Here is a 12536-nt window from a genome sequence, read left to right as displayed (position 1 = left end):
GCGCCCCGTGCACGAGAACCAGCCCGCCGGCGGCGGAACGGACCGGATCGACTGGGACCGGCTGCGGCAGGCCGCCGTGGCCGCCCGAGAGCACGCCTACGTCCCGTACTCGCACTATCCCGTGGGCGCGGCCGCCCTCACCGAGGACGGCCGGGTGGTCTCCGGGTGCAACGTGGAGAACGCCTCCTACGGGCTGACCCTGTGCGCCGAGTGCGCGCTGGTCTCCGCGCTGCACATGTCCGGCGGCGGCCGGCTCGTCGCGTTCGTGTGCGTCGACGGGCGCGGCGACGTCCTCATGCCGTGCGGGCGGTGCCGGCAGCTGCTCCACGAGCACCGCGCGCCGGAGCTGCGGCTGCTGACCGTCTCCGGGGTGCGCACCATGGCCGAGGTCCTGCCCGACGCCTTCGGCCCCGAGAACCTCTGATCCTCGAAAGGACCTCCCATGACCGAGCAGTTCGACGTCGTCGACGTCATCCGGACCAAGCGCGACGGCGGTGCGCTGTCGCCCGAGCAGATCGCGTGGGTGCTGGACGCCTACACCCGCGGGATCGTGGCCGAGGAGCAGATGAGCGCCCTGGCCATGGCCGTCTTCCTGCGGGGCATGGACCGGGACGAGATCGCGCACTGGACGCGGGCGATGATCGCCTCGGGCGAGCGGATGGACTTCTCGGAGCTCGTGCGCTCCGGAGCCCGCTCGGCCACCGCGGACAAGCACTCGACCGGCGGGGTGGGGGACAAGATCACCCTGCCGCTGGCCCCGCTCGTGGCGGTCTTCGGAGTGGCCGTCCCGCAGCTGTCCGGGCGCGGGCTCGGCCACACCGGCGGCACCCTGGACAAGCTCGAGTCGATCCCGGGCTGGCGCGCCGCCCTGTCCAACGAGCAGATGCTGGCCCAGCTGCGGGACGTGGGCGCGGTGATCTGCGCGGCGGGGTCCGGCCTGGCGCCCGCGGACAAGAAGCTCTACGCGCTGCGGGACGTCACCGGGACGGTCGAGTCCGTCCCGCTCATCGCGTCCTCGATCATGTCCAAGAAGATCGCCGAGGGCACCCAGTCGCTCGTGCTCGACGTCAAGGTGGGGTCCGGGGCGTTCATGAAGGACCTCGCGTCCGCCCGCGAGCTGGCCCGCACGATGGTCGACCTCGGCACGGACGCCGGGGTCACGACCACGGCGCTGCTCACCGACATGTCCACGCCGCTGGGCCTGGCGGTCGGCAACGCCGTGGAGGTCCAGGAGTCCGTCGAGGTGCTCGCCGGCGGCGGCCCGGCCGACGTCGTCGAGCTCACCGTGGCGCTCGCCGCGGAGATGCTCGCCGCCTCCGGGATGCCCGACGCCGACCCGGCCGAGGCGCTGCGGGACGGCCGGGCCATGGACGTGTGGCGGGCCATGGTCGCCGCCCAGGGCGGCGACCCCGACGCCGCCCTGCCGCGGGCCCGGGAGTCCGAGACCGTGGTGGCCGAGTCCGACGGCGTGCTCACCGAGCTCGACGCCCTCCGGATCGGGACGGCGTCCTGGCGCCTCGGGGCGGGCCGGGCCCGGCGCGAGGACCCGGTCCAGGCCGGCGCCGGCGTGCTGCTCCACGCCAAGCCCGGGGACACCGTCCGGGCCGGGCAGCCGCTGCTGACCCTGCTCACGGACACCCCCGAGCGCTTCGCGCGGGCCCGGCAGGCCCTCGAGGGCGCCGCCGTGATCGCCCCGGAGGCCCCGGCCGCGCGCCCGGACCGCGCCGTGGTCCTGGAGACCGTGCGCTGAGGGCAGCCCGCCGGGCACACCGCACCGAGGACGGGCCGGGGGCCCGCCTATACTGCGGAGAGAACCAGCGCGAAACGAGAACCGAGGGCGTGCGCACACGCTCGGAAGGGTGGGTCCAGTTGGGTCTGCGAGGCATTTTCCGGAAGAACACCGAGGACAGCACGCCGCGCCGCGAGACCGGCCGGCCGGAGCAGCCGGCCGACCCGACCGCCGGCCCCGACCGACGCGACACGGAGGCCCGGGACACCGGCGCCCGTGACGCCGGGGACCAGAGCACCGGGGGCCAGGACACCGGTCCCCGCCGCCCCGACGGGCGCGGCCCCGAGGAGCTGGGCCCGCGGGAGCACGGCACGGGAGAGCACGGCACCGGGGAGCAGGGCACCGAGGAGCCCCGGCCGCTGCCGGACCGCGGGCCGCTGCCCTTCCTCGTGGACCGGCTGACGTCCCGGGGGGCCGACCGCGCCGTGCTCACGCTCGTCCAGCGCGGCAACACCATGACGCACCAGACCGAGCAGTCCGTGGGCGGCGCCGACCCCTCCGTGGAGTCCGGCACCGTGGACCAGGACTCGCCGCTGTTCGACCCCGTGGCCGACCTCTACAGCGAGGCCATGTCCTCGCCGCGCGGCGCGTGGCAGAGCGCCCGCATCGAGGTGGGCCCGGAGCAGGACGGCGTCCGGCCCGTGGTGACGACCTACGGGTTCCCCGACGGCGGCGAGGAGGTCCGGACCTGGCGGTCCGGCCGGCCCGCGCCGGGTCACGCCGGGACCGGCGGCGGGCAGCGCGCCGCCGGCACGGAGCACGCCGCCGACGCGCGGACTGCCGGCGAGCCGCAGCCCGCCGACGCACGGGCCGCCGGCGAGCAGCACTCCGCCGACGTCGCCGACGGGCCCACGGCGCCGGGCACGGAGCGCGCGGGCGGCGGGCTCCCCGCGGCCGCAGCTGCCGCCGGGGCCGGGTCCTCCGCGGCCGGTGCCGCCGCAGTCCCTGCGTCCGAGCCGGCCGACGTGTCCGCACCCGAGCGGACCGGGGTCCCGGAGCCCGAGGCGTCCGCCGCGGCGGAGCCCGCCGCCGCGGCGGAGGGCCCGGCGGGCCGGGCGGACGACGAGCAGCGCGCCCCCGACCACGACACCCGCCCCGACGAGGCCCCTCGCGCCGGCACCGCGCACCACGACGTCCCCGAGCACGTCGACCACGAGGAGTGGCACGAGGACGTCGAGCCGCCCGCGCCCACCGGGGCGGCGGCCGCGACGGCCGCCGCGGCCGCCGCCGGCACCACCGCGGACGACCACGGCTCCTCCGCCCCGGAGACCGCGGTCTCCACCGACGTCTCGCCGTCCTACCGGGCGCCGGCGGGGACCCCGGACCGGCCGTCCCAGGACAAGCTGGCCGAGGGCAACCTCGTGCTCAAGGAGGTCGACGTCCTGCGCCGGCTGGGCGACGCCCAGCGGCGGCTGTTCGGCGAGGACGGCACGGCCATGGACGTCTCCACCGTCCTCGTGCGGGTGCGTGCCCTCGGCACGTACTACGACGCGCTCACGCACGTGCGCAAGAACGGCTTCTGGGACCAGCGCCGCACCTTCGACCTGATCCCCGAGGAGCTGCTGCACGTGCAGGAGCTCAAGGACGAGTCCTACGTGGAGGGCAACGGCGCGCCGCTCGCGATGATGTTCCGCTTCCGCCCGGGCATCCCCCCGGAGGTGAACTTCGACTACGCGGACGAGGAGGCCTTCGTGCGCTACGAGGAGCGGCTGCCCGCGCAGAACTACCTCGAGGAGCTGCGCATGTACCCCCGCACCGGGGCGCACATCCCGCAGCACATGAACGAGGCCCTGCAGGACTGGAACTACTGAGACCGACCGAGACACCGACCGAGACAGGGGCCGTCCCGACCGTGATGCTGACCGCCGCCGAACGGCACCCGGGCCGCGTGCCGGACCGGGTCCTGCGCGACCTGCCCAAGGTGTGCCTGCACGACCACCTCGACGGCGCCCTGCGCCCGGCCACCGTGGTCGAGCTGGCCGCCGCCGCCGGGCACCGCCTGCCGGTCGAGGAGCCGGCGGCGCTGGGCCGGTGGATGCGGGAGAGCGCCGGCTCCGGCTCCCTGCTGCGCTACCTGGCGACCTTCGAGCACACGGTCGCGGTGATGCAGACCCCCGAGGCGCTCGTGCGCTGCGCCCGGGAGTACGTCGAGGACCTCGTGGCGGACGGGGTGGTCCACGCCGAGGTGCGGTGGGCGCCCGAGCAGCACACGGCGGGCGGGCTGTCCATGGCAGAGGCCGTCGAGGCCGTGCGGCTGGGCCTCTCGGAGGGGGTGCTCGCCGCGGAGGACGCCGGCCACATCGTGTCCGTCACCCAGATCCTGTGCGCCATGCGCCAGGCCGAGCGCTCCCTGGAGGTCGCCCGCCTCGTGGTCGCCAACCGGGACCGCGGCGTGGTGGCGTTCGACCTCGCCGGCCCCGAGGACGGCTTCCCGCCGGCCCGGCACCGCGCGGCCCTGGAGCTGCTCGCGGACGAGCTGATGCCCGTCACCCTGCACGCCGGGGAGGCCGCGGGCATCGAGTCCATCCGGGACGCCCTGGCCACGGGGCGCGCCCTGCGCCTGGGCCACGGGGTGCGCATCGCGGAGGACATCGACATCGACTACCTGGCGGACGTCGCCGTCGTCGACCTCGGGCGCACGGCCGAGTGGGTCCGCGACCGGGGCATCGCCCTCGAGGTGTGCCCCACGTCCAACCTCCAGACCGGCGCGGTGGCGGCGTTCGGCGGCAGCCTCGACCGGCACCCGGTGGACATGCTGTACCGGACCGGCTTCACCGTGACCGTCTCCCCGGACAACCGGCTCATGAGCGGGACCACGGTCACGGACGAGCTGGCACTCCTCGTGGCGCACTTCGGCTACGGGCTCGACGACCTGGAGCGGTTGCAGCGCAACGCCGCGGCCGCCGCGTTCCTCCCGCTCGAGGACCGCACCGCCCTGGACGGGATGATCACCGACGGCTTCGAGGGGATGCACGCATGAGCCAGGGGCACGGCACGGACGACGTCGCGGCGGGACTGGGCGTCCCGGAGCAGACCGCGCAGCGCTTCGCGGAGCTCGTGGCGGTCATGGACCGGCTGCGCTCCCCGGGCGGCTGCGCCTGGGACGGGCAGCAGACCCACGAGTCCCTCGTGCGCTACCTCGTGGAGGAGGCCTACGAGGTGGTCGAGGCGGTCGAGGCCGAGGGCGGTCCGGCGGCGCACGCCGGGCTGCTCGTCGAGGAGCTCGGCGACGTCCTGCTCCAGGTCGTCTTCCACGCCCGGGTCGCGCAGGAGCGCCCGCGCGCCGAGGGCGGCTTCGACGTGGCGGACGTGCTCGAGGCGATCACGGCCAAGCTGGTCCGCCGCCACCCGCACGTCTTCGACCCCGGGGCCACCGGGGACGTGGCGGGGGAGCACTCCCTCGAGCAGCTGCACTCCCGCTGGGAGGACCTCAAACGGGCGGAGAAGCCCGAGCGGACCGGTCCCTTCGACGGCATCCCGCCGCACCTGCCGGCCCTCGCCCTCGCGGAGAAGACGCTGGCGCGGGCCCGCAAGCACGGCCTCGAGCCGGCGGCCCCCGGCGCGGAGGAGCCCGGCGGCCCGGACACCGAGGAGGAGCTGGGCGCGGCGCTGTTCGCGCTCGTGCGCACCGCCTCCGCCCGCGGCCTCGACGCCGAGCGGGCCCTGCGCGGGGCCGCCCGCGCGTACGCCGCGGCCCGGGACGGGCACTGATCCCGTCACGCGCCGCCGCCCACCGCGGGCCTCCGGCGCCGAGTCGCTAGGCTGGAGCCGCCGGGGGTGCCCGGCCCCGCCGGAGCGGGACCTCGGCCGGTGCCCGGCACCGGAGCCCCGGCCGACCCGCCGCACCCGCACCACCCACGACAGCGACAAGCCCAGCACCAACGTCAGGAGCAACCCATGGCCATGATCACCGCAGTGCACGCCCGCCAGATCCTCGACTCCCGCGGCAACCCGACCGTGGAGGTCGAGGTGCTGCTGGAGGACGGCAGCTACGGCCGGGCGGCGGTGCCCTCGGGCGCCTCGACCGGTGCCTTCGAGGCCGTCGAGCGCCGTGACGGCGACCAGAAGGTGTACCTCGGCAAGGGCGTCCTCGACGCCGTGAAGGCCGTCGACGAGGAGATCGCCGAGGCCGTGATCGGTCTCGACGCGACCGACCAGCGGCTGGTCGACCGGACCATGCTCGACCTCGACGGCACGGAGAACAAGGCCGGCCTCGGCGCCAACGCCATCCTGGGCGTCTCCCTGGCCGTCGCCCGCGCCGCCGCGAACGCCTCCGACCTCGAGCTGTACAAGTACCTGGGCGGGCCCAACGCGCACGTGCTCCCGGTGCCGATGATGAACATCCTCAACGGCGGCTCGCACGCCGACTCCAACGTGGACATCCAGGAGTTCATGATCGCCCCGATCGGCGCCCCGACCTTCTCCGAGGCGCTGCGCACCGGCGTGGAGGTCTACCACTCCCTCAAGGCCGTGCTCAAGGAGCGCGGGCTGGCCACCGGGCTCGGCGACGAGGGCGGCTTCGCCCCGAACCTCGAGTCCAACCGCGCCGCCCTCGACCTCATCTCGGAGGCGATCGAGAAGGCCGGGTACACCGTGGGCACCGACGTGGCGCTCGCCCTGGACGTCGCCTCCTCCGAGTTCTTCGAGAACGGCAAGTACAGCTTCGAGGGCCAGCAGCTCACCGCCGCGGAGATGACCGCCTACTACGAGGAGCTCGTGCGGGACTACCCGATCGTCTCCATCGAGGACCCGCTGGACGAGGACGACTGGGAGGGCTGGCAGACCCTGACCGCCTCCGTGGGCACCCAGGTGCAGATCGTCGGCGACGACCTCTTCGTCACCAACCCGGAGCGGCTCTCCCGCGGCATCGAGGAGGGCGCCGGCAACGCGCTGCTCGTGAAGGTCAACCAGATCGGCTCCCTCACGGAGACCTTCGACGCCATCTCCCTGGCCCAGCGGCACATGTTCCACTGCATGATCTCGCACCGCTCGGGCGAGACCGAGGACACCACGATCGCGGACATCGCGGTGGCCACCAACGCCGGGCAGATCAAGACCGGGGCCCCGGCCCGCTCGGAGCGCGTGGCCAAGTACAACCAGCTGCTGCGCATCGAGGAGGAGCTCGGGGACGCCGCGCGCTACGCGGGCGCCTCCGCGTTCCCGCGCTACACCGCGAAGTGACGAGCCACGGCGGCTGACCGGCCGGGCCGGTCCGTCGTCGTGCGGGTGAGCGGCCGTCCCCGGGCGGCCGCTCACCCGTGAGCGCTACACTGGTCCCCGTCCCCGCCCTTCCCCCGTGAGGTCAGCATGCCCGCTCCCCGCCCGCGCACCACCCGCCTGCTCGGCGGGCGCGACGCCGCGCAGGGGACGCGCGGGCGCGACGCCGGGCCTGCCGGCGGATCCGGCGGCGGGTCCAGCGCCGTGGGGTCGCCCGTTCCCGCGCGGACCTTCAGCGGCCGGTTCCTGGTCCTCACGCTCGTGGCCGTCCTCATCGTCTTCCTGGCGGCGCCGACCACCAAGATCTTCCTCGAGCAGCGGGCGGAGATCGCCCAGCTCGAGCGCGCCATCGCCGACATGGAGGCCCAGAAGGCCTCCCTCGAGGACCAGGTGGACCAGTGGTCGGACGAGACCTACGTCCAGCAGCGGGCCCGGGACCGGCTGCTCTACGTCATGCCGGGGGAGCGGTCCTACCTCGTGGTGGGCGCCGAGGAGATGGACGGCGCCGTGGTGGACTCCTCGGCGGCGCAGGTCGAGGCCGAGAAGCCCGCGTGGGTGGACGCCCTCTGGCAGTCCGTCGTGGCCTCCGCCTACGAGGACGCCGGCCCCGTGGCGGGCACCGCGGCCGCCGAGGACACGGAGCCCGGCGGCATGGACGCCGACAGCACGGACGCCGACAGCACGGACGCCGGCGGCACGGACTCCGCCGAGGAGCCGGGCGGCCCCGCCGCCCCCGGGGAGTCCGGGACGGCCCAGGAGCCCGGCGCCGCCGGGCGGACAGCACAGACAGAGCAGACGGAACCGACAGACGAGACCGTCCCGGCCGCCCCGGCGGACGGGGCCGACGCGCCGCAGGACGCGGCGACGGACAGCCGCGGCAGCCCCGCGGAGTGAGGAACGGCGTGAACCCCCAGCACGGACACGAGCCCGGCGACCGACCCGCCCCCCGGGGGCTCGGGGTGACGGCCGAGACGGTCGAGCCCACGGCCCTGGACCTGCAGGTCCTCTCCCGGCAGCTCGGGCGCCCGGTGCGCGACGTCGTCGAGATCCCGGCCCGCTGCACGTGCGGGAACCCGCTCGTGGCGGCCACCGCCCCCCGGCTGGCCAACGGCACCCCGTTCCCCACCGTGTTCTACCTCGCCCACCCCGTCATCACGGCCGCGGTGTCCCGGCTCGAGGCGGCCGGCCTGATGTACGAGATGACGGACCGCATCGCCGCGGACGAGGCCCTGGCCGCCGCCCACCGCGCCGCGCACGAGGACTACCTCCGCGAGCGCGCGCGGATCGGCGCCGAGGCCGGCACCGGGCCCGTCCCCGAGATCGAGGGCATCTCCGCCGGGGGCATGCCCGTGCGGGTCAAGTGCCTGCACGTGCTGGCCGGCCACGCGCTCGCGGCCGGGCCCGGCGTGAACCCGCTCGGGGACGAGACCCTCGAGGCGATCGCCGAGTGGTGGACGCCCGAGGCCTGCCACTGCGACCCCGCCTGGCGCGAGGCCTGAGACCCACCCGCGGCGCCCGCCGCGGCGGCCCCGCCCGGCGCGGGCCCGAGACCCACCCGCCCCCGACACCCCGAGGACTCCCCATGCGTGTAGGCGCCATCGACTGCGGCACGAACTCCATCCGACTGCTCATCGCCGACACCCGGGAGGAGCACCGCCGCACGGTGCTCGACGACGTGGTGCGCGAGATGCGCGTGGTCCGCCTGGGCCAGGGCGTGGACGCCACCGGGTGGCTCGCCGAGGCGGCGCTCGAGCGCACGTTCGCGGCCACGGACGAGTACGCGAAGCTGCTGAAGAAGCACGACGTGGAGCAGCTGCGCTTCGTGGCCACGAGCGCGACCCGCGACGCCGGCAACCGGGACGTCTTCCTCGCGGGGATCCGCGAGCGCCTCGGCGTGACCCCCGAGGTCATCAGCGGCGACGAGGAGGCGGAGCTGTCGTTCCGCGGCGCCTCGGCGGCCGTGGGCGGGGCCGATCCCGAGGACCGGGTCCTGGTGATCGACCTCGGCGGCGGGTCGACCGAGTTCGTGCTGGGCAACGCCCAGGGGGTCCTCGCCGAGCGCAGCATGGACATCGGCTGCGTGCGCCTGACGGAGCGCCACCTCGGCTCCAACCCGCCGACGATCCAGCAGCAGGACGCGGTGCTGCGCGACGTCGACCACGCCGTGGACGTGGTCCTGCAGAGCGTGCCCCTCGCCGAGACCACCCACCTCGTGGGCGTCGCCGGCACCATCACGACCGTCACCGCGCACGCCCTCGGGCTGTCCGCCTACGACCCCGCGGCGATCGACGGCGCGGAGCTGCCGGCGGAGCGGATCGCGCAGGCGTGCCGGGAGCTCACGGGCATGACCCGCGCGGAGCGCGCGGCACTGCCCTACATGCACGAGGGCCGGGTCGACGTCATCGGCGGCGGCGCCCTCGTGTGGCGGCGGATCGTCGAGCGGGTGGGGGCGGCCACCGGCGGACGGGTGGACTCGGCGATCGCGAGCGAGCACGATATTTTGGACGGGATCGCCCTCTCCCAGGTCGGCTGACCCGCCCGGACCCCCCGACCCGGAAGGACACATGTCTTCCAGCGCATCCCGCCGTCGTTCCCCGCGCCACCGCACCCTCACCCGGTGGGGTGCGGTGGCCGCGGCCTCGGCCGTGCTCGGCGCCGGCGCGCTGGCGCTGCCCGGGGCGGGGCCCGCCGAGGCCCGTCCCGCGGTGCCCGGGCCCGCCCCGAGCATCCCGCTCGAGGACCCCGTGAGCGTGGCGCCCGTGCCGAGCGAGGGCGCCACGCGCGCCCCGGACACCTCCCGCATCGCCGAGGACGGGATCCGCCCCCTGCAGTACTGGCTGGACGAGTACGGCGTGCGCGAGGCCTGGAAGGAGTCCACGGGGGAAGGGGTGCGGATCGCCGTCATCGACACCGGGGTGGACGGCTCGCACCAGGACCTCGAGGGCGCCGTGGTCGGCGGCACCGACGTCTCCGGGGGCGGTGCCGCCGACGGCCAGGAGGGTCTCGGCACCGAGCCGGAGCACGGGACCCTCGTGGCGTCCGTGGCCGCGGGCCGCGGGCACGTGGCCCCGGGCGGGCGGGACGACGACGCCCCCGGCCGGCCCGCCGGCATCGTGGGCGTGGCCCCGGACGCCGAGGTGCTCGCCGTGTCCACGTGGCTGGGGAACGAGAGCCCGGAGGTCCGCAGCGTCGACGAGCAGCTCCCGGACGCCGTCCGGTGGGCCGTGGACAACGGCGCGGACGTCATCAACATGTCGGTGGGCTCCAACGCCACCTCCTGGCCCGAGAGCTGGGACGAGGCCTTCCTCTACGCCGAGGAGCAGGACGTGCTCGTGGTCGCCTCGGCGGGCAACCGGGGCTCCGGGCTCGTCCAGGTCGGTGCCCCGGCGACCATCCCCGGCGTGCTGACGGTGGGCGGCGTGGGCCGCTCCGGGGAGGCCAGCTGGGAGTCCTCCTCGCAGGGGATCTCCATCGCCGTGGCGGGCCCCTCGGAGGACATGGTCGGCGCGATCCCCGGCGACCGGTACGCCTCCTGGGCGGGGACGTCCGCGTCCGCGCCCGTGGTGGCCGGCACCGCGGCGCTGATCAAGTCGAAGTGGCCGGACATGAGCTCCGCCCAGATCGCGAACCGCATCGTCTCCACCGCCCGGGACACCGGGGCGCCGGGCAAGGACCCGCTCTACGGCTACGGGGTCCTGGACGTCGAGGCCGCGCTCACGGAGGACGTCCCCGAGGTGGACCGCAACCCGCTCGGCAGCATGGAGCAGTGGGTGCGGGTGCACCGCAGGAGCGCCACGGCGACCCCCACGACGGGCCCCACGGAGAGCGCGGCGCCCGTCACGGAGGAGGTCGAGGCGGAGGTCGCCCCGCCGGAGCCGGTCGCCCCGATCGACGAGACCGGGCTGCTGCCCGTGGTGGTGCTCGCCGGGTTCGGGCTGCTCGTGCTGGGCCTCACCGTGGGCGCCGTGGTGCACATCCGCCGCATCGTGGCGGACGGCGCGGCGGAGGGGCCGGAGGGCCGCTCCTGAGGCGTGCGCGGGAACACGCTGGGGGCGCCCCGCACGAGGACTGATATCGACAGCGTTCTGAGTAGACTCGGGGGCATGTCTTTCACTCAACTGGCCAAGGACCGTCCTCGCCTGCTGATCGTCGGCGGAGGCTACGTCGGCTTCACCGTGGCGCAGGAACTGCAGAAGCGGATCAAGGACTCCGGCGGAGTCGTCACCGTGGTGGATCCCAACCCGTACATGATGTACCTTCCCTTCCTGCCCGAGGTGGCAGGCGGCAACGTCTCCGCCCGCAGCGCGGTCGTGCCCCACCGGCAGCACCTCAAGGACTGCGAGATCGTCACCGGGCACGTGCTCGGGGTCGACCACGCCAACCGCACCGCGACCGTCAAGGGCATCGACGAGGGCGAGACCTTCGAGCTCGCCTACGACGAGGTCGTCGTCGCCGGCGGCTCCGTCACCCGCGCCTTCCCGATCGAGGGCCTCGCCGAGAACGGCATCGGCCTCAAGACCATCGAGGAGGCCGTGGCGGTGCGCAACTGGGTGCTCGAGCGCATCGAGGTCGCCTCCCTCACCACCGACGAGGAGGCCAAGCGCCGGGCGCTGACCTTCGTGGTGGTCGGCGGCGGCTACGCCGGCACCGAGACCATCGCCGAGATCGAGGACATGGCCCGCAGCGCGGTCGAGCGCAACGAGCGGCTCCAGGTCTCCGACCTGCGCTTCGTGCTCATCGAGGCCATGGGCCGGATCATGCCCGAGGTCTCCGAGGAGCGTGCGGAGAAGGTCGTGGCGCACCTGCGCAGCCGCGGCATCGAGGTGCTGCTCAACACGTCCCTCGACTCCGCGGTGGACAAGCACCTGAAGCTCGTCAACATGGAGGACAAGTCCCCGGCCGGCGAGTTCGGCACCGACACGCTGATCTGGACCGCCGGCGTGCAGGCCAACCCGCTCGTCAAGTCCACGGACTTCCCGCTCGACGATCGCGGCCGGGTCCGGGCCGGGGCCGACCTGCGGATCACCGGCGACGACGGGCCCCTCGAGGGCGCGTGGGCCGCCGGCGACGTCGCCGCGGTGCCGGACCTGACCGGCGGGGGAGTCGGCGGGTTCTGCGTCCCCAACGCCCAGCACGCGGTGCGCCAGGCGCACACGATGGTCAAGAACATCCTGGCCGCCCGCGCGGGCAAGCCGCTCGAGGACTACTACCACGAGAACCTCGGCGCGGTCGCCGGGCTCGGGCTCTACAAGGGGGTGGCCAGCATCAAGAACCTCCCCGGGCTGCCCGAGAAGGGCCTCGAGTTCTCCGGCGTCGCCGCCTGGGCCATGCACCGGCTCTACCACGGCTACGCGATCCCCACCGTGGACCGCAAGGCCCGCGTCTTCACCGAGTGGGCCCTGAACTTCGTGTTCGGCCGGGACACCACCACGCTGCGCCACGAGCGGGATCCGCGCACGCGGTTCCAGGTCGCGGCCGGCAAGGCCCCGGCCCCCCGCAAGGCCAACCTCTGACCCGATCCGTGCCCTGC

Annotated in this window: 11 protein-coding genes; all 11 read left to right on the top strand. The window is 75.0% G+C overall.

Annotated features, from left to right (window positions below; all coding sequences use genetic code 11):
* Positions 1-7: 7 nt before the first annotated feature.
* The gene (locus tag ACPYN7_RS01855) at positions 8-424 is read left to right on the top strand and encodes a cytidine deaminase (RefSeq protein ID WP_424346524.1); all 417 of its coding nucleotides are present in this window, start codon (positions 8-10) and stop codon (positions 422-424) included.
* 18 nt (positions 425-442) lie between these two features.
* Positions 443-1750 carry a thymidine phosphorylase gene (locus ACPYN7_RS01850; protein WP_424346523.1) on the top strand — a complete coding sequence of 436 codons (1308 nt, stop codon included), beginning with the start codon at positions 443-445 and terminating at the stop codon, positions 1748-1750.
* Positions 1751-1839: 89 nt separating this feature from the next.
* Positions 1840-3600, top strand: coding sequence for a hypothetical protein (locus ACPYN7_RS01845; RefSeq protein ID WP_424346522.1), 1761 nt, complete (start codon positions 1840-1842; stop codon positions 3598-3600).
* Positions 3601-3644: 44 nt separating this feature from the next.
* Positions 3645-4769, top strand: a complete 1125-nt coding sequence (locus ACPYN7_RS01840; RefSeq protein ID WP_424346596.1) for an adenosine deaminase — start codon at positions 3645-3647, stop codon at positions 4767-4769.
* Entirely contained in the window at positions 4766-5500 is a 735-nt protein-coding gene (locus ACPYN7_RS01835) for a MazG nucleotide pyrophosphohydrolase domain-containing protein (RefSeq protein WP_424346521.1), read from the top strand. Before ACPYN7_RS01840 ends, ACPYN7_RS01835 begins: the two co-directional genes overlap by 4 nt.
* A gap of 186 nt (positions 5501-5686) precedes the next feature.
* Positions 5687-6970, top strand: a complete 1284-nt coding sequence (gene eno, locus ACPYN7_RS01830) for a phosphopyruvate hydratase (protein ID WP_058874369.1) — start codon at positions 5687-5689, stop codon at positions 6968-6970.
* 126 nt (positions 6971-7096) lie between these two features.
* The gene (locus ACPYN7_RS01825; RefSeq protein WP_424346520.1) at positions 7097-7900 is read left to right on the top strand and encodes an FtsB family cell division protein; all 804 of its coding nucleotides are present in this window, start codon (positions 7097-7099) and stop codon (positions 7898-7900) included.
* An 8-nt stretch (positions 7901-7908) separates the two neighbouring features.
* Positions 7909-8505 (top strand): DUF501 domain-containing protein, encoded by a 597-nt coding sequence (locus ACPYN7_RS01820; protein WP_058874371.1) that lies wholly within the window; start codon positions 7909-7911, stop codon positions 8503-8505.
* Positions 8506-8588: 83 nt separating this feature from the next.
* Positions 8589-9539 (top strand): Ppx/GppA phosphatase family protein, encoded by a 951-nt coding sequence (locus ACPYN7_RS01815; RefSeq protein ID WP_058874372.1) that lies wholly within the window; start codon positions 8589-8591, stop codon positions 9537-9539.
* A gap of 31 nt (positions 9540-9570) precedes the next feature.
* Positions 9571-11034, top strand: a complete 1464-nt coding sequence (locus tag ACPYN7_RS01810) for a S8 family serine peptidase (RefSeq protein ID WP_424346519.1) — start codon at positions 9571-9573, stop codon at positions 11032-11034.
* A gap of 75 nt (positions 11035-11109) precedes the next feature.
* Complete coding sequence (locus ACPYN7_RS01805) at positions 11110-12519, top strand: NAD(P)/FAD-dependent oxidoreductase (RefSeq protein ID WP_058874374.1); 1410 nt, start codon at positions 11110-11112, stop codon at positions 12517-12519.
* The last annotated feature ends 17 nt before the right edge of the window (positions 12520-12536 follow it).

Origin of the sequence: Kocuria sp. CH-021, assembly GCF_049716185.1 — a bacterium.
GTDB lineage: Bacteria > Actinomycetota > Actinomycetes > Actinomycetales > Micrococcaceae > Kocuria > Kocuria cellulosilytica.
The sequence above is the reverse complement of the archived record's forward strand: the minus strand, read 5'-3'. Positions and strand labels throughout refer to the sequence as shown.